Source organism: Paenibacillus sp. FSL H8-0175 (assembly GCF_045040615.1).
GTDB lineage: Bacteria > Bacillota > Bacilli > Paenibacillales > Paenibacillaceae > Paenibacillus_AQ > Paenibacillus_AQ odorifer.
Genome location: NZ_CP150299.1, coordinates 3,158,108 through 3,176,500, shown reverse-complemented (window position 1 = coordinate 3,176,500; position 18,393 = coordinate 3,158,108). Strand labels below are relative to the sequence as shown.

The 18,393-nt window shown below is 46.2% G+C and carries 14 protein-coding genes; 3 read left to right on the top strand and 11 right to left on the bottom strand.

The window, feature by feature from the left end:
- Positions 1 to 604: 604 nt before the first annotated feature.
- Both MHH46_RS14125 and hrpB read right to left on the bottom strand, forming a co-directional pair.
- On the bottom strand, positions 605 to 1,189 hold the full coding sequence (locus MHH46_RS14125) for a general stress protein (protein ID WP_076126136.1): 585 nt from the start codon (positions 1,187 to 1,189) through the stop codon (positions 605 to 607).
- A gap of 98 nt (positions 1,190 to 1,287) precedes the next feature.
- On the bottom strand, positions 1,288 to 3,780 hold the full coding sequence (gene hrpB, locus MHH46_RS14120) for an ATP-dependent helicase HrpB (protein WP_076126134.1): 2,493 nt from the start codon (positions 3,778 to 3,780) through the stop codon (positions 1,288 to 1,290).
- 139 nt (positions 3,781 to 3,919) lie between these two features.
- Here hrpB and MHH46_RS14115 point away from each other — a divergent pair, with 139 nt between their 5' ends.
- On the top strand, positions 3,920 to 4,342 hold the full coding sequence (locus tag MHH46_RS14115) for a GNAT family N-acetyltransferase (protein WP_076126132.1): 423 nt from the start codon (positions 3,920 to 3,922) through the stop codon (positions 4,340 to 4,342).
- Between the two features lie 138 nt (positions 4,343 to 4,480).
- Here MHH46_RS14115 and MHH46_RS14110 read toward each other — a convergent pair whose 3' ends face one another.
- From MHH46_RS14110 to MHH46_RS14100, 3 genes are all read right to left on the bottom strand, one after another.
- Positions 4,481 to 4,879: a DnaJ family domain-containing protein gene (locus tag MHH46_RS14110; protein ID WP_076126130.1), complete on the bottom strand. Its 399-nt coding sequence runs from the start codon at positions 4,877 to 4,879 to the stop codon at positions 4,481 to 4,483.
- Positions 4,880 to 5,973: 1,094 nt separating this feature from the next.
- The gene (locus MHH46_RS14105) at positions 5,974 to 6,123 is read right to left on the bottom strand and encodes a hypothetical protein (RefSeq protein WP_175617296.1); all 150 of its coding nucleotides are present in this window, start codon (positions 6,121 to 6,123) and stop codon (positions 5,974 to 5,976) included.
- Positions 6,124 to 6,539: 416 nt separating this feature from the next.
- Positions 6,540 to 6,689, bottom strand: a complete 150-nt coding sequence (locus MHH46_RS14100; protein ID WP_179086249.1) for a hypothetical protein — start codon at positions 6,687 to 6,689, stop codon at positions 6,540 to 6,542.
- 860 nt (positions 6,690 to 7,549) lie between these two features.
- Here MHH46_RS14100 and MHH46_RS14095 point away from each other — a divergent pair.
- The gene (locus tag MHH46_RS14095; RefSeq protein ID WP_076126128.1) at positions 7,550 to 8,026 is read left to right on the top strand and encodes an SRPBCC family protein; all 477 of its coding nucleotides are present in this window, start codon (positions 7,550 to 7,552) and stop codon (positions 8,024 to 8,026) included.
- Here MHH46_RS14095 and MHH46_RS14090 read toward each other — a convergent pair.
- The 4 genes from MHH46_RS14090 to MHH46_RS14075 all read right to left on the bottom strand — a co-directional run bounded on the left by MHH46_RS14090 (position 8,018) and on the right by MHH46_RS14075 (position 12,395).
- A complete protein-coding gene (locus tag MHH46_RS14090; protein WP_036686506.1) occupies positions 8,018 to 8,827 on the bottom strand; it encodes an SDR family NAD(P)-dependent oxidoreductase in 810 nt (269 codons plus the stop codon). The two genes, MHH46_RS14095 and MHH46_RS14090, sit on opposite strands and share 9 nt — an antisense overlap.
- 212 nt (positions 8,828 to 9,039) lie before the next feature.
- Positions 9,040 to 9,906 (bottom strand): transglutaminase family protein, encoded by an 867-nt coding sequence (locus MHH46_RS14085; protein WP_076183745.1) that lies wholly within the window; start codon positions 9,904 to 9,906, stop codon positions 9,040 to 9,042.
- Positions 9,903 to 10,856, bottom strand: a complete 954-nt coding sequence (locus tag MHH46_RS14080; protein WP_076190040.1) for an alpha-E domain-containing protein — start codon at positions 10,854 to 10,856, stop codon at positions 9,903 to 9,905. Before MHH46_RS14080 ends, MHH46_RS14085 begins: the two co-directional genes overlap by 4 nt.
- Before the next feature lie 75 nt (positions 10,857 to 10,931).
- Entirely contained in the window at positions 10,932 to 12,395 is a 1,464-nt protein-coding gene (locus tag MHH46_RS14075; protein ID WP_036686502.1) for a circularly permuted type 2 ATP-grasp protein, read from the bottom strand.
- 354 nt (positions 12,396 to 12,749) lie between these two features.
- On the opposite strand from MHH46_RS14075, the gene MHH46_RS14070 reads away from it, so the two are divergent.
- Positions 12,750 to 13,628, top strand: coding sequence for a DUF1835 domain-containing protein (locus tag MHH46_RS14070; RefSeq protein WP_076190039.1), 879 nt, complete (start codon positions 12,750 to 12,752; stop codon positions 13,626 to 13,628).
- 124 nt (positions 13,629 to 13,752) lie between these two features.
- Here MHH46_RS14070 and ftsY read toward each other — a convergent pair whose 3' ends face one another.
- Positions 13,753 to 14,760: a signal recognition particle-docking protein FtsY gene (gene ftsY, locus MHH46_RS14065; protein WP_076183732.1), complete on the bottom strand. Its 1,008-nt coding sequence runs from the start codon at positions 14,758 to 14,760 to the stop codon at positions 13,753 to 13,755.
- A 36-nt stretch (positions 14,761 to 14,796) separates the two neighbouring features.
- The gene (gene smc / locus MHH46_RS14060) at positions 14,797 to 18,366 is read right to left on the bottom strand and encodes a chromosome segregation protein SMC (protein ID WP_076190038.1); all 3,570 of its coding nucleotides are present in this window, start codon (positions 18,364 to 18,366) and stop codon (positions 14,797 to 14,799) included.
- Positions 18,367 to 18,393: the final 27 nt, after the last annotated feature.

The following is an 18,393-nucleotide window of genomic DNA, read 5'->3' as shown; positions in this document are numbered from 1 at the left end:
AGGACTCTAGGGAACGGTGCATGTACGTAACAGCATTAAGACACAGCGGAACGATGCACCTCTAACAAAGGACACAGTGATCGGGTACGCATAGATAGCAGTACAAAGACAGCACGTGCGTAGTAGTATTAAGGACACTGCGTAACGGGGCACGTTCAGAGTTGCAATCCGATGCGAATACTCTGTAGCATAAGGACACGTGACCGGGTGCGCTTACGTAGCAATACAAGGACAGCACGTGCGTTGCAGCATAAGGACACTCCGAAACGATGCAGGAACGTAGTAGCAAAGGACACAGCGGACCTTAAACGCAATATTATCCGATATTTGGAGCCCTATCGGACCCCATTGCAGCTATTGGCATAAAAAACAGCAAATATGAGCCTCATTCTATAGAATAGCGTCCATGGAGTCCGAAATCCTGCTGCAAAGACCAAAAATTAGCCAATAGCGTCATCTGGGTCCGTACACCTCAGAAGAGGATGAGCAAAGGGGGATTCCGGGAGGCGCGATGGACTAAAAATACAAAAGGAGCGATTCTCCATTAAATCGGAGAATCGCTCCTTGTAACCTTTTACCGCTTTTAAAGCAGGTTATTATAATGTTATATTTTATCGCGGTTGTAGACTTCAGCCGTCCGATCCGCTCTGTTAGCCATCGAATTTCCTAGTCTAGTGTCTTCGTTATAGACGCCTTCGTAACGCTGAGTATTCAGCGAACGGTTACCGCGGAACACATCATGTGCTTGATAGCCGCGTCCATTATCATCGACTAGTACAAGGATTTTGCCGCTTTCCACATAACCTTCGTACTCTTTAGCCTCATCCTCAGGAATACCGAGTCCGATCAAGCCGCCGACTAATCCACCTGCGCCTGCACCAACTGCTGCACCTGTAAGGGTTGCAACTATAGGCCCTGCCGCCAGAATCGGTCCAATCCCCGGAATCGCCAATGCTCCGATCCCTGCTAATAGTCCGGCAACGCCGCCAACTACACCACCTGTAGCAGCGCCTGTTGCTACTCCTTCTGGAGCTTTTGTGCCTGTATCCTCTGAGATGTTTCTAAGCTCATCACGATCACGTGTGATTACTGATATTTCATCATTATTAAATCCTTGATTGTGAAGTCCTTCAATTGCTCTGGTTGCTTCTTGTTCTGTGTCGAAAATACCTACGATTTTTTTAGTCACTTGAAGCCCTCCTTAGTAATTGTCTTCGCTAGTAATTACCCTTTAAACGGGAGACCAAACATCTAAGGAAAAATTTCAAGAGCATATGTAACCATAAATTATTTTACAGGACGTGTACGATTAGTCGGAATAGCCTGTAATGGGTCATCTGGCCAATAGTGCTTCGGGTACCGTCCTTTCAGATCTTTTTTGACCTCAAAATAGGTTCCCCGCCAAAAACTTGCTAGATCAGAGGTTACCTGCACAGGTCGTCTAGCTGGTGACAAAAGATGCAGCAATACTGGCAATTTTCCCCCTCCAATTCGAGGTGTGTCCAGCTGTCCAAACATCTCTTGCAATCTTACTGCCAATACCGGGGCAGCAGGATTAGTATAATCTACAGGCACACGCGAGCCACTAGGAACAGATATATGTGTAGGTGCCTCCTTTTCCAGCATCTGCCGCTGATTCCAGTCTAACATCCCCTCAAGCGCTCGCGCTAACGGTACACGCTGAAGGTCGCGGAGGTTCCTCATACCTTGCAGATATGGCAAAAGCCATTCATCCAACGTAGCAATTAAAGCAACATCTGATACATCCGGCCAATCTGAACGTAAGGTATGCATAAACATCAAACGTTCGCGAAGCTGTATGGTTCCCTTCTCCCACGGTAGGATTTCAATGCCATCTGTAGCGATGACACTTAATAGTACATTTGCCATTTCTTCCGCGGAGGGTCTTTCATGTGAAGTTTCTTTTAAGACCAACGCGCCGAGCATTGTGCGACGACGTTTCTTCACACTTCCACTTTCTTTATCCCAATACACATCCGCTTCCTCGGTGATGCGGTCTGCATGATAGGAAAGCAGTTGTCCTTCTTCTATCTCAGCTGCCAGCATAATTGCGCCCTGTGTAGCGCGATCATCGATCGAAGCAGCTACGATATAAGATGACCGGGCCAGCGGTTGCCCTTCCCGCATGGCCGCCCCCCGACCGGAGGAGAGCAGAAACGCGCCATCGCCGCGTTTCTGCCCGATCCGGTCGGGATAGGCGAACGACAGAAGCAGCCCGCAGCGGCTGATGTCGTTCACGTTCTCGCCCGGCGCGGCTTGCAGCTGCGCCAGGAAATGGCGGCTCTCGCGCAGCACAGCGCGCAGAGCTGCCGGGTCCGCTCCGCCGCTATCAGCGGAGCGCTCGAACCGGAGCAGCGCCTCAACGCGGAGCGTGAGGTCGCAATCTAGGGCCGCGGGACCCTTGAAAAGGTCCCGCTCTTGCAGCAGCGCCGCCAGCCGACAGGCGAGCGGTGCTGCGCCAAGCTCTGCCGCGCGCAGTAGCATATGCGCGGCTCGCGGGTGCGCGCCAAGCGCGGCCATGCTGTGGCCGTGCGGCGTAATGGCGCCGCCGGCGTCCAGCGCGCCGAGCTGGTGCAGCAGCGCGGTGCCCTGCGCAAAAGGCGCAGCGGGCGGCGCGTCAAGCCAAGATAGCGCGGCAGGATCGCGCACGCCCCACAGCGCCAGCTCCAAAGCGAGCTGCGCAAGGTCAGTCTGCATAATCTCCGGCACATTGTCATCCGGAAGTCGATTATGCTCCTCCTGACTCCACAGCCTGTAGCACACGCCTGGGGCTGTCCGTCCGGCACGTCCCCGCCGTTGATCCGCGGAGGCTTTCGATACCGGGACTGTCGTTAGACTTGGCATTCCTGTGCGTGGTGAGAATACCTGTGTACGGCGCTGCCCTGTGTCAATTACCGTTCGCACGCCTTCAATCGTTAGACTTGTCTCAGCGATAGAAGTCGCAAGCACTACTTTTCGTTCACCTTGAACAGATGCAGCCACGGCTGCATCTTGGATATTTTGTGGCAGCTGGCCATATAGTGGGCGAATTACCGTCTGCTCTGCCAAGCTTCCATTTTCCAACTCACTTTGAGTTCTGCGTATTTCTCTTTCCCCCGGTAAAAAGACGAGAATATCTCCGGGTTGTTCAGCAAGCGCACGTCTCACAGCAGCTGCAGCAGTTTTTTCCAGTGGAAAATTCCCAGTAGTTGGCACATAGATTGTTTCTACAGGATAGGTTCTGCCCGGACAATTTACTACAGGCGCATCCCCTAGTAAAGCAGACACCCGCTCACTGTCCAAGGTAGCTGACATGATAAGAATCCTTAGATCCTCCCGCAGCACAGCCTGTGCTTCCAGTGCAAGGGCAAGTCCCAAATCCGCATGAAGACTGCGCTCATGGAACTCATCAAAAATAACTAAACCCACATCACCCAAAGAAGGATCGCTTTGCAGCATTCTCGTTAATACTCCTTCAGTGACTACAACAATCCGCGTATTTTTGCCTACTTTAGTGTCATTCCGCATCCGATAACCTACCGTCTGTCCAACACTTTCTCCAAGGCAGGATGCCATGTAAGTGGCGGCAGATCTAGCAGCAAGCCTTCTAGGCTCTAACATTAAAATGCTTCTACCCGCCATCCAGGGCTCGTCCAAAAACGCCGGAGGCGTTCCAGTTGTTTTGCCTGCACCCGGTTCAGCGATAAGTACTGCTGCCTGCGCAGTGTTAAGTATGTTTTTCAGGTCAGGAAGCACCTGTATAATCGGAAGTTGTTTCATTCTATCTCTCCATCGTCTATAATCATATGTTATAATTTTCCTTGAAGTTATCTTAGATCATCTTCATCATGTGTGAAAAAACCTTAAAGATCAAGACTTACCATTCATACCCTCTATAATATTAATAAGGAGACTTACTATGATATTCGTAACAAAAGCTACAATTTCAGATCTACCCATGCTCACCACAATAGACAGCAAGATCATTGGCAATGAAAGCCGCAAATCGAAGATTGAAAAATATATCAAGCATGAGCAGTGTTACGTAGCATCGCATAATGGAACGCTTGTAGGATTTGCTTGCTACGATACCACCTTTTTCGAATGTTGTTTTATTCAGCTGGTCATTGTGGATCCTGAGTTCAGACGCCTAGGCATAGCCAAAACACTCCTTAGCTACATCGAGGAACAATGCCCCACCCCCAAGCTTTTCACCTCCACCAATGAATCCAATACGATCATGCAGCAACTATGTCTTTCTCAAGGGTTTGTTAAAAGCGGAGTCATTGAGAATTTAGATGATGGCGATCCGGAATGGGTATATTTTAAACAAATTAGATGAGTATACATGTTCAGTTACACATAACAAGCAAAAAGGCAGCTCTTCTGTCTAAACCGACCAAGAGATGCCTTTTTATTTTACACTATTTATTTTGATGTCCAAATGAATGTAGGCATTTAGGCAGTAACTTAAGCAGCGTTATTCCTCATCCTTTATCATCTGTTCGTGTATTTGAGCACTGTATTGCATAAAAGCAGGGTTACTATCCAAGCCGCGTTCACGCAATAACTCCTGTAGACGAAGTCTTTTCATAGACAGTTTTGACCGCAAAGCCTTGCCCTCACTGGTTTCTGCACTTCCGCTATTATGACACGCCGCTAGCAATCCTTCCAACGTAACACATTCAGCTCGCAGAGAGATTTCCTCAGGCACCAGTCCGGAGTTCTTCATGATTTTAAAAGACATCCTCAATTCTTCCGGCACACCCGATAAATCCTCGAGCTCCAGCGGCTTGCCATGCCCAGGTAAATCTCGAAATTCCCCGTTACGCATAGACTCCTGAATCCGCTGCTCAGCTAACCAAGACATCATCCCCATATACGCAGCCTCCTTCACCAATGCCACACTATTAACTACCCTGCCTAAGCAAAAGTAGATTTTACGGAATTGCGTTAATTTTAGCATAAAAGACTTAGGATTTTCATCAAGGTGCCGGAATGCTTTCTCAGATCTTTCCTATGCTGTTAACTATAGGGATGGCGAGCTATTTACTCAAATGCCCCTTGCCCTCCTCGCACAGTTGAATAGCTCAGACTCTGTAACTATCGTACACAATGCATATTCTAAGCCCATAACCGCAATGTCAGCATACACTGGCCACCGTGTAACGTTTGGAACCAGGAGCTCTTGCTTGTATACTACATCCTTTATTACACATTCATTACCTCTTCGTCGCCATAGATCGTTCGGACCCAGCAGCCCTTATTTCACTAATTTAGTCCATTTCGCTGTACTATCGGACACAGTTGCAGCTATTCGCTCAAACACGCCCTACTTTTGTTCAAAATCACAGCAATAAGCGCTATGCGGTCCGATACTTCTAATAAACACACTAAAAACGCCAAATAGCTGCAATACAGTCCGCAACGCCGATGCATCTTCGCTACCATGTAACGTTCGGACTCAGATGACCTTATTTTATTAATTCAGGCTTATTCTCTCTGCTATCGGACACAGTTGCAGCTATTCACTCAAACACACCTTACTTTTGTTCAAAACCATGCCAATAAGCGCTATGTAGTCCAATACGTTCAATAAACACACCAAATACGCCAAATAGCTGCAATACAGTCCGCAACGCCGATGCATCCTCGCTACCATGTAACGTTCGGACTCAGATGATCTTATTTCACAAATTCAGGCTTATTCCCTCTGCTATCGGACTCAGTTGCAGCTATTCGCTCAAACACACCTTACTTTTGTTCAAAATCGCAGCGATAAGAGCTATGCGGTCCGATACTTCTAATAATCAAATCAAAAACTCCAAATAGCTGCAATACAGTCCGCAACACCGATGCATTAGCACACACTCGCCACCGTGAAACGTTCGGACTCAGATGATCTTATTTCACAAATTCAGGCTTATTCCCTCTGCTATCGGGCTCAGTTGCACCTATTCGCTCAAACACGCCCTACTTTTGTTCAAAATCGCGGCAATAAGCGCTATGCGGTCCGATATGTTCAAAATACAAACCAAAAACACCAAATAGCTGCAATACAGTCCGATCCATTAGCGAATCCAGGCCTCCGCAAACCGATCGGAACCAGTAGCTCTTGCTCATATACTACATCCTTTGTACCTTCATTACCTCTTCGTCGCCATAGATCGTTCGGACCCAGCAGCCCTTATTTCACTAATTTAGTCCATTTCGCTGTACTATCGGACTCAGTTGCAGCTATTCGCTCAAACACACCCTACTTTTGTTCAAAATCGCATCAATAAGCGCTATGCGGTCCGATACTTCTAATAAACACACCAAAAACACCAAATAGCTGCAATACAGTCCGATCCATTAGCGAATCCAGGCCTCCGCAAACCGATCGAAACCAGTAGCTCTTGCTCACATACTACATCCTTAGCACCTTCATTACATCTTCGTCGCCATAGATCGTTCGGACCCAGCAGCCCTTATTTCACTAATTTCGTCCTTTTTACTCTGCTATCGGACACAGTTGCAGCTATTCGCTCAAACACACCCTACTTTTGTTCAAAATCGCAGCGATAAGAGCTATGCAGTCCGATAGTTCTAATAAACACACGAAAAACGCCAAATAGCTGCAATACAGTCCGATCCATTAGCGAATCCATGCCTCCGCAAATCGATTGGACCCAGTAGCTCTTGCTCATATACTACATCCTTTGTACCTTCATTACATCTTCGTCGCCATAGATCGTTCGGACCCAGCAGCCCTTATTTCACTAATTTAGTCCATTTCGCTGTACTATCGGGCTCAGTTGCACCTATTCGCTCAAATACGCCCTACTTTTATTCAAAATCGCAGCAATAAGCGCTATGCGGTCCGATACTTCTAACAAACACACCAAAAACTCCAAATAGTTGCAATACAGTCCGCAACGCCGATGCATCCTCGCTACCATGTAACGTTCGGACTCAGATGACCTTAATTCACAAATTCAGGCTTATTCCCTCTGCTATCGGACACAGTTGCACCTATTCGCTCAAATACGCCCTACTTTTGTTCAAAATCGCGGCAATAAGCGCTATGCGGTCCGATACTTCTAATAAACACACCAAAAACGCCAAATAGCTGCAATACAGTCCGCAACGCCGATGCATCCTCGCCACCGTAGATGCTACTGTTTACTCCCGCTATTCATCATTCACTTATCCCTCTCTTCACTCCCTTTTCACCGTCATGCACACTTATCTCCTACATCACTCCCTTTTCCCCGTCATGCGTACTTATCACCTTCATCACTCCATTTTCACCCTCATCACGCACTTATCCCTATCTTCAATCCCTTTTCCCCGCCAACACTATCTCCGCGCCGTACGCAAATCGAGCTCGTGGACTTGCCTATGACCTTATTTCTCCCGCTATTTTATTGCCCTCTATACCCTATAAGTTACGCTTCAGCCACACAGCCGGATCGTGCAATTAACACAGGCGATTGCTATACTCTTTCTAATGAGCCTCAACTCAATAAAAAAAGGACTACCGCAGTAGTCCAAAGGAGAAATATAAATGTTAGCTAACATCCAAAAAGAAGATCAATATTATGTCGCTCGTTTCGAACGCCAGTTAAAGCATTCCGCAACTGAGATTTGGTCCTATTTGACCGAAAATGAGAAGCTTGCCTTATGGTTCTCTGAATTAAAAATCGAGGACCTGCGTGAAGGCGGACTTATAAAGTTTGATATGCAAAACGGAACGTTTGTGGATATGGAAATTACCGTGCTGCAGCATCAATCTATTTTTGAGTTTACTTGGGCTGAGGATCTTGTTCGTTTTGAGTTATACCCTAATTCAGAAGGCTGTTTACTCGTCTTGAACGAAACACTACAAACGCTTACCCCGCATACACCACGAGATCTCGCTGGCTGGCATGTTTGTCTAGAAGTGATCCAGCATCTTTTGGAAGGCACGACGCTGAAGTCACGGAAAGACGAATGGAATAAATGGTACGAGCAATACCGGGAAGCGATCTCGAAATTAGGATAACAAGGACTCCGCGCCGTCAATCACGATTTGCGCACCTGTAATATGGATAGATTCATCCGAAGCCAGAAAAGCAACGAGATCAGCGACATTATCCGGCTTGCCCGGTCCATCCGCCAAGGGTTGCGCTCCATCAGGAAATTCAATCGGAATGACGATTGCTTCTACATCCTCGCTCATTTCAGTGGTTTCATCTATATTCGTAGCAATAGCCCCAGGGCAGATCACATTCACACGAATCTTAAACTTAGCAAGCTCGAGAGCTGCCATTTTGGCAAAAGCCACCTGTCCAGCTTTGGTAGTGCTATAAGTAGACCACCCAAAGCTGGCAAATCTAGTGTTCCCATTAATGGAACTAGTAATAATAATACTGCCCTTCCCTTTATCTTTCAGATGAGGAATAGTATATTTCAGAGTCAAAAAAGTCCCCGTCAAGTTCACCGACATCGTACGCTCCCAGTCGCTCAAGCTTAGTTCTTCTATCGGACCCACTGCGCCATTAATTCCCGCGTTAGCGAATACTACATCCACGCCTCCGAATTGTTCCACCGTACAACGTACGGCTTCCTCCATCTTTTTCTCATCCGAAGTATCTACCTCTATGGCCAGCGCGCAATCTTTTCGAAGCTTATTAAGCTTTTCTGCCAAGGAAGAGGTTCTTTCAAGATTTAAATCGAACAATGCTACATTTGCACCTTCCCGCGCCAGCTTAATAGCGGTGGCACGGCCAATTCCCGAGCCCGCTCCGGTTATAATCGCTGTTTTTCCAATAAATCTTTGTTTCTTAGATATGTTTGGGCTCATATGTAATCTCTCCTCTAATGTCTGTAAGATAAGTACTATGGATCAAGATTACCCAAATAAACCTGTAATGGAATCATCTCGTTCATAAATCTTCAGAATTTAGGCACGCCGCACAAAAAAATCTCCCCATTCAATAAGATGAGCGGAGAGTTTGTTTCGAATATTTTGATTTTTTTGATTGTTTCGATGTTCGATGTTTCAATTATTTCAGTTCAGTTGTCCAGCTTGCGTACGTCCACTTTTACAGTCAGTGTTCCTGCTCCGCCGCGATATACCCCTTTTACAGGTACTATATCTTTATAATCCCGTCCATGACCCAGCTTGATATAACGCCAGTTCACTTCAACATTATTCGTCGGATCAAAACCAAGCCAGCCCGTACCCGGAATATGGGTCTCCACCCAAGCATGTGAAGCCTGCTCGAAATTAGCATTGCTGCTCTGTAGATCACCGACAAAATGATATCCACTAACATATCTTGAAGGCAGACCTACACTGCGGCAGACAGCGATCATAAGATGAGCATAATCCTGACAGACCCCCCGCTTGAGCTTGAGGGCTTTTTTTACCGTTGTATTTACGCTTGTTGCCTCAGGATCATAGGTGAACTGTTCATAAATCGTCGAAGATAACTTCAGAATCCATTCATACATATCCACAGCTTCACTAAAAGGGTACTGGGAGGCGAACTCCACTAATTCAGGAGTCACCTCGGTATAACGGGTCGGCAAAATAAACTCAATATAACGGTTCTGAAACTTTTCATCATTTAATAGTTTAACTTGCTCTTCAAGGCTGGTTCGCGGAAGATCGGTACCCTGGGCTTTATCCAGCGTTACTACAGTAGCTTTAGTATGAATGACCATTTCCGTATGTGGCTTATTAACCGAATAGGCATGCACCCGATTACCGAAGAAATCCTCATACGTTAATAGATTAGCTGCCGGAGATACTTCAACCTCATGGTGATAACAGGATTGCCGATAGTTGGTGCGTGGGGTAAGCCTGATTTCATTGACACTGTCCGTAACCGGCTCTGGATAACTGTATGTGGTGGTGTGATTGATTTGAATCTTCATACAGATACTCCTTCTCGCCGAAAAAAGGCGCCCTCCATCGTTTTGCCCAGTCTCTGGCAAGATATTACGAGTGATTGCAGCACATCTTCCACCAGCTCACCGGACATTTCCTCTTTCTCCATATAATCCAGCTCTGCCTTCAGCTTTCCTGCTTGACGGATGACCTTCTCATGACCTGAGCCTTTTTCTGAGGAATCTAATTCAAGTCTAGCTAAATGCTCTTCCAGCTGGTGAAAAGAAAAGCGGATCGAACGTGGAAATTTGGAATTTGCGATCAAAAAATCTAAAATGCTCTCCGGTGACATAGCATCTGCATAATAACGGCGAAACGCCTGATAACCACTTACCGATTTCAGCACAGCCTGTAACTGAATATAAATTGCATGAAGCTCTTTAAAACGGCAAGAGGCAATAACTGCCTGCAAAATACGCGTCGTATTCTCTGCACGTTCCAGAAAACGGCCGCTCTCTATAAAATGCCATTCATTTCCCCTAAGCATTACGGATTGTTCTGCTCCTAGAAACATAGCTGCACGTTCCTTCACTTGCTGGTAGAAATGATGTGGGCCACTCATAATATCAGCGACTGACCGCTCCCCAAGCCATAGATTAAAGCTGTTGACGATATCCCATAGCTCACTTGGAAGATGCTGACGCAGTGTGCGAAGATTATTTCTAGCATGATGTACGCAAGAGAATAATGAATTCGAATTGCCTAAATCGAGTGTAATAAAGGATAACACGTCCTGTTCAGAAAAGGTTTCGAACTGCTGCAAATATTCACTTCGAACTCCTAATGCATCGATAAGCCTCGACCATTTATGTCCTTCTTCTTGAAAATCCTCTTCCTGCTGGATATGATAATGTACATTGATTAGCCGCGCATGATTCTCTGCCCTTTCAATATATCGGCCGATCCAGAATAAAGCCTCCGCATTTCGATTCAGCATCTTTAGCCACTCCTTTATCCTCCAAATTGATGCTGCATATTTTTGATTCACAATCAAGGCTTACAAGATAATAGATCAAGCCATAACCCAAGTATCCTTTACGCCACCGCCTTGCGAGGAATTCACAACCAGTGAACCTTCTTTCATAGCCACTCGTGTTAATCCACCAGGTATGACATGCGGCTTCCGGTCTGCGCCCATTAATACAAAAGCCCGAAGATCGATATGCCGGGGTGCCATAGTGCCTCCCGACAATACGGGTGCTCTGGACAAGGACATAATTGGCTGTGCCACATAACGGTCCGGATCGGCAATAATTTTCATTCGGAACTCCGCTAATTCTTCTTTGGTCGCCTCACTTCCGATCAACATCCCATATCCTCCGGATAATGAGGTTTCTTTAACAACCATTTCGGATAGGTTCTCAAGAACATACAGGCGTTCATCAGGTCTGGACAACAAATACGTCGGCACATTACCAAGGATCGGCTCTTCATTCAGATAATAACGAATCATATCCGGTACATAGACATACATCGCTTTATCATCTGCAACACCGGTTCCCGGAGCATTAGCAATCGCTATGTTACCTGCCCTATATGCATTCATAAGTCCTGCCACACCCAGTAAAGAATCAGGTTGAAAGGCTAGCGGATCAATGTAATCATCATCCAACCGACGATACAGCACATCCACGCGACGCAGTCCGTTCATTTCTTTCAAATATATTTTGTGATCCTTTGTTACCAAATCTCGTCCTTCGACCAAATGTATACCCATCTGCTGTGCCAAAAAAGCATGTTCATAATATGCAGAATTGTATTCTCCAGGCGTTAGGAGTGCTATAACCGGATCTGACCTTCTTGAAGGAGATAGACTACGAAGCACGGATAAGAAGCGATTTAAGCTATGATCTACATCTCGGATGGAGCTGGCAAAGGACAATTCAGGAAACAATTGATTCATAAGGGTTCTGCCTTTAAAAAGATAGGAAAAGCCGGAGGGTGTTCGCAGGTTGTCTTCAAGTACATAATAATGTCCATCGTGGTGGCGGATCAGATCGATTCCTGAGGTGGTGATATAAGCTCCACCGGGCACTCGCAGACCTGACATTTCTGGCCGGAAGTAACAGTTGGAAATAATCATACGCCTAGGGACGATGCCATCTTTAACAATGTATTGCTCATGGTAAATGTCATGAATGAACAAATTCAAAGCTGTGATACGCTGAATAATTCCAGCTTCTAGCCTCTCCCACTCATTCTTAGGGATTATACGTGGAATCATATCGAAGGGGATCGTTCGCTCCATAGGATGATCCTGAGCCGGGTTGTAAAGCGTAAAGGTAATTCCTTCTTCCATCATCCTACGCTGCATTAAATTTTGCTTCCCTTGCAGCTCTTCGGAGCTCATTCCGGAAAACATGCGATTCACATGTCTGTAGTGCGGCCGGACATTCCTCTTATCAGCATACATTTCATCGAAAAAATGCTGTAATGGATACGGAGACAGACCTGGCAGAGGATCTAATTTGGACATGAGCCCGACTCCTTTCGATAGATGTAATCTTTATTAACAACTTATACTTCCATTTCAGAAAACACCCATGAAAATATTGGTTTATATTCTCATAATACGTAAATCCACTCGTTCATGTCAACATATATAACAGAGAAATGTGATTCCGGAGATATTTGTATTTTTTGGAATCGCTTCCTTTCTCTCTTATATAGGTTGCCGGAGATGAAATGTAGATTCATCATTGAATTGTATGCAGGAAGTGTGACAAGCATTACTGTTATGAATTTTTCATATAATGTATTTTTTATATAGTTGCCTGAGGATGTGGATTCATTGAGTATGGTATAATTTGTTGCGATGGGAGAGTGACTTATGGAGCACAAATATACTATGTCAATTGAGCAGGAAGAGACTAGGCGGAATCACATTTATCTGTTATTTGGCCTGTCTGAAGCGGGATCAATGAAGGTAGCCCTTAGTCATCTGGGTTGTCGTCATTTAATACGAGTACTTTCATTTAATGAGACGTTCTCTGCTGGACCGTTGCGTGGATTACATAATAATGAAGGCTATCATACCCGTGAGTTATGGTTTCAGGAACGATTTCCGGATCAGGGTTATCATTTAAACCCCCAACATAAACTGGCAGCCATGATTCAGACCTTAAAAGAAATTCCCGAGGACAAAAAAATCACTATTTGGTGCGGAGATAACTCCCATGATCAGACAGGTTTACGATTTGCACTTTCTATTCTTAGTGAGAGGACGCAACCTATTCATGTTATTGATTCAGTCAAGGCTTATAGGGAGATTGCCGCTTCATTTGAAATCGGCTTATATCCCAGAGCACTTAGTCAGCTCCCAAATGAAGCTCTGCAAAAAATTATAAAAATTACCGAAAATACATCCCCTATCACCTCCGCTCAAAGAAAACAGTATGAACTAGAATGGCAAAAAATCAGCAACACCGAGGATATGCTTAGAGTTTGGGCTGATGGCCAGCTTATGAATGTTCCCGAGAGTTACTATGACGAAGAAATTCTTTCTTTAATTCTGCAATTTCAACAGTATGAGGATCGAGATGGCTACGTAAATGCAGGTCTAGTTGTAGGCACAATTATAGGGCAATGGAATTTGTATCTCAGTACCTCATTCATAGAATATCGCTTCTGGAGGCTAATTAGTGAGGGAAAGCTGTTATTTAAAGGGATCCCTTACGCGATGCATTTATACTTTCTAAAAGTCGCTTAGCAGTTGCTACAAAATGACGGACAAACCCTTTATAAAAAAGAAAAGGAATGCCCTCCTAACTAAATATAGCTTCGAGGGCATTCCTTGTAAATATGACTTCTTTATGATTATATTGTGCTGTTGATTACACTTGCTCTTCCGATTCTTCTAACTCTTCTTCCTCGGCAATTAATCCGGCAAAAAGAGCATGTACGAACTGCTGCGAATCAAATGGCTGCAAGTCTTCCATTTTTTCTCCAAGACCTACAAACTTCACCGGCAAATTCATTTCCTGACGAATCGCTACAACGATTCCGCCTTTAGCCGTACCGTCCAGCTTCGTCAAGACCAAGCCAGTGACGCCACTCTTTTCACCAAATAACTTGGCTTGTGTAAGTGCATTTTGACCTGTCGTAGCATCTAGCACCATCAGTACCTCATGTGGAGCACTTGGGATTTCTCTTTGAATGACGCGGAAGATTTTGTTGAGCTCTTCCATCAGATTGCTTTTATTCTGCAGTCTGCCAGCAGTATCGCAGATTAAGATATCCACGTTGCGTTGCTTTGCCGCTTGGACCGCATCGTACATTACAGCCGCCGGGTCAGAGCCTGCTTGTTGTTTAATGACATCTACGCCTGCGCGTTGGCCCCAAACCTCAAGCTGCTCAATCGCTCCGGCACGGAACGTATCCCCTGCAGCCAAAAGAACTTTTTTACCTTCTTGTTTGTAACGATGAGCCAGCTTGCCGATGGTAGTCGTCTTGCCCACGCCATTGACCCCAACGAACAAAATAACCGTAATTCCATTCGGATTTTCCTTCAGGCTGTTATCATCATCTCCACGCAGCAGCTCCATAAGCTTACGGGACAAAATCGGCTTCAGCTCGGCAGCATCTTCAATCCGATTTTGCTTCACTTCGGCACGCAAATCCTCGACAAGGGTCATAACAGTGTTTACACCCACGTCTGCACCAATCAAAATCTCTTCCAGCTCTTCGTAGAACTCTTCATCTATCTTTTTGCGGCGGATGATAAGGTCGGAGACCTTCTCTACAAAACCTTTACGGGTTTTCTCTAATCCGTCGCGGAATTGTTTCGTTACACTTTCCGTTTTGCCGGAAATGCTTTCTTTTAATTTTCTAAAAAAGCTCATTTGGTTCCTCCTAAAAGTTTCTCTTCTTTGATGAATTTAAGCAATCTCAGCTTCTTCATCCTCTAAACGTACTGAAACGAGCTTGGAGACACCGCCCTCTTCCATCGTTACTCCGTATAACACGTCCGCCTCTTCCATCGTTCCTTTGCGGTGCGTAACGACGATGAACTGAGTTTGTTCAGAGAACTCGCGTAAATACTGTGCAAAACGAACAACGTTCGCTTCATCGAGCGCAGCCTCGACCTCATCCAATACGCAGAACGGAACTGGCTTCACTTGCAAAATAGCAAACAATAACGCCATCGCAGTTAGAGCGCGTTCACCGCCAGATAAAAGCTGCAGATTTTGCAATTTTTTACCCGGTGGTTGGGCTACGATATCTATACCTGTTTCCAGCATATGTTCCGGATCCAGAAGCATGAGATCCGCTCGCCCGCCGCCGAACAGCTTTGAGAACACGGTCCCGAACTGTTTGCGGATCGCATCAAAGGTCTGTTTGAAACGTTTGGACATTTCATCTTCCATCTCGCGGATTACTTGATACAAGGTAGTCTTAGCTTCGACTAGATCATCTTTTTGTCCACTGAGGAACGTATACCGTTCATGGACCCGCTGATATTCTTCGATCGCCCCTAAGTTAACCTCTCCTAGCGCAGAAATACTGCGCTTCAAACGCTGTACATCGGCTTGTGCGGCAGGTACATCTTCAGGCACTGGATATCTCTGTTTTGCTAATTCATAACTTAGCTCGTAGTCATCACTCAGCTTGCGGAGAATATTATCCAGCTCCACATCGAGTCGACCGACAGAAACTTCAGTGGCACGCAGCTTGTCCTCGACTACTTTAAGGGCCTGACGTTGATCTTTAGTCTTGCCTTCCTCAAGTTCCAGCTTACGGGTTAACGCTGTACGCTCAGCCCGGGCAAAATCCAAAGTTCCAGTCGTCTCTTCCTTCTTCAAGCGGTAACTGTTCAAATCTTCCTTCTGCTTCACAGCTTCCAAAGCATTGTTAGCCAGATCCTGTTCAATCGTATGTAACAGATTTCGATTCTGGCGCAGCTCCTTGTCCTGTGAACCTACATCTTGTCTTAGGCGACGTAACTGCTCCTCCAGGGAGAATATCTCCTGATCCAGCTTGCCTTCCGAGACTTTCATACTGGTCAACTTGCCTTGCAGCTCTTCCTTAGCTGATTCATTCGCTTTACGCGCTGATTCAGCGTTACGGATACCCTCATGGGCTTCCTTTTCTTCCTTTTCAAGGCGTTCAAGCTCAGCAGTGGCTTGCTTCCGCGTCTCTTCAAGCGCACGTACTTCATTCTCAAAGCCGCTGCGTTCCGCACCTGTGCTCTCCACTTGCTCCTGCACATGCCGAAGCTCATGCTCGAGCTGCTTCAAATCACCGGAGACTCTTTGCTCTTCCAGTCTTTTCTCATCGCCATCACGGCGCAGGTCCTCCAGCTTCACGCTAGCGTTCTCCTGCTCCTCACGAAGTCTGGCAATGCCTTGCTTCAGCTTCACTATTTGACGTTCGCTTTCTTCAATCTCACTGCTTAATTGATCCAGCTGACGTTTGCGGCTAAGCAAGCTATTGTTCTTCTTATGCTGGCTACCCCCGGTCATTGAACCGCCGGCATTAACTACATCGCCTTCCAGGGTAACTACCCGATAACGATATTGACATCTAGCGGCGATACGGTTCGCTTGCTCCAAGCTCTCCGCAATAACCACATTGCCGAGCAAACTGCCAATAATGCTAGTATATTTATCATCGTAACCAACGAGTTCGGAACCAATTCCAACAAATCCGACAGCATCACCCACCATACCACGGTCACTGCCAGAAATCTGGCGCGGCCGGATAACATCTAGCGGAAGAAAGGTAGCTCGTCCCAGCTGACGTTGCTTTAGAAATGATATCGCTTGGCGGGACACAGTCTCATTATCCATGACCACATGCTGAAGTGATGCGCCTAGAGCAGTCTCAATCGCCATTTCCAGCTTCTCCGGAACAGAGATCAGCTCCGCAACCGCACCATGCACACCGTTGAGCTGTCCTTTGCGCGCACCCTTGAGCACTTCTTTAACCCCAAGCATGAAGCCGTCGAAATCATCCTGCATCTCTTTCATGGTCTCATGACGAGAGACTTGCGCTTCCCGCTTCTGTTCCCATTTCCGAAGACCGGACTGTGTTTCTTCGATCAGCTTCTGACGTTTACTGAGCTGCTCACTTTCAGTGATATAAGCCCCGCGAAGATTGCTAAGCTCCTTCCCCAGCTGGGCAATCTTGTCCTTCAGCCCTTTCTGGTTGGCAGACAACTCTTCATGCCGGGCTGTCCATTTGCCGCTTTCTTCTTCACTGCGGCTCATACGACGTTCCAGATTCTCCTTTTGCTGATCCGCGTAACGAATTTCGTTACGTGCATTCGCCATAAGGTTCATTAGCTCCAAAAGAGCACTTTTGAGCTTTTCTTCCTGGCTCTGGCTAATCCCGTCTGCCACACCTTCAAGCCTTGTCTCTTCATCTTCGATCTGTTTCCGAAGATCCACAAGCTTAAGCCGCGATTGTTCAAGCTTAAGCTCCAGATCCACGACTTCACGCTGACGATCTGCAGAACGCTCGCCAACCGAACCTAACGTGAGCATTAACTGCTCACGATTACTTTCCAGATTGCGCTTGCGTTCCCTCAGCACTTCACCGTAACCTTCGCTCTTCTCAAATGCTTCGCTATAACGCAGCAATTGCTCTTGCTGCTTCTCGATCTGTGCTTCGATTGTGCGCAGTTCAGAGCGCCCGCTCTCCAGCTTGGCATCATGAGCCGAAACCACAGTAGACAGCTCCAGCTGCTCGTCCTTCAACGTTTCAAGCTTAGCGTTACCTTCCTGCCAAGCGGTATGAATGCCTTCAATCTGGTGTACGTATACTGAAATTTCCTGATGTTTTAATTGTTCGCGAAGTTCCTTAAAGCGGATAGCTTTCTCGGACTGATCCTTAAGTGGCCCAATCTGATCCTCAAGCTCACTGATCAAATCATGAATACGAAGCAGGTTCTGCTCGGTATCATCCAGCTTTCGACTTGCGTCTTTCTTGCGCGATTTATATTTTACAATACCTGATGCTTCTTCAAAGATGCCTCGCCGATCTTCGGAACGAGTACTTAGAATCTCTTCAATCCTACCCTGCCCGATAATCGAATAGGCTTCACGTCCGATACCGGTATCCATAAACAGCTCTGTGATATCCTTCAGACGGCAGGATTGCTTATTAATTAAATATTCACTATCTCCACTGCGGTGGACTCTCCGAGTCACTGTAACTTCGCTGAAATCCAGCGGAAGTGTGTGATCTTCATTATCAAGCGTAAGTGATACTTCGCCATAATTCACGGCTTTACGCGCATCACTTCCAGCAAAAATGATATCCTCCATCTTGCCGCCACGCAGTGATTTAGCACTCTGTTCGCCGAGTACCCAGCGTATGCCGTCAGAAATATTGCTTTTGCCGCTTCCGTTCGGGCCAACTACAGCCGTTATACCGCGCACAAACTCCATTTCTGTTTTGTCGGCAAATGATTTAAAACCAGCTAATTCTATCCGTTTCAAAAACATACTTGCCAATCACCTCTGACCCATTAT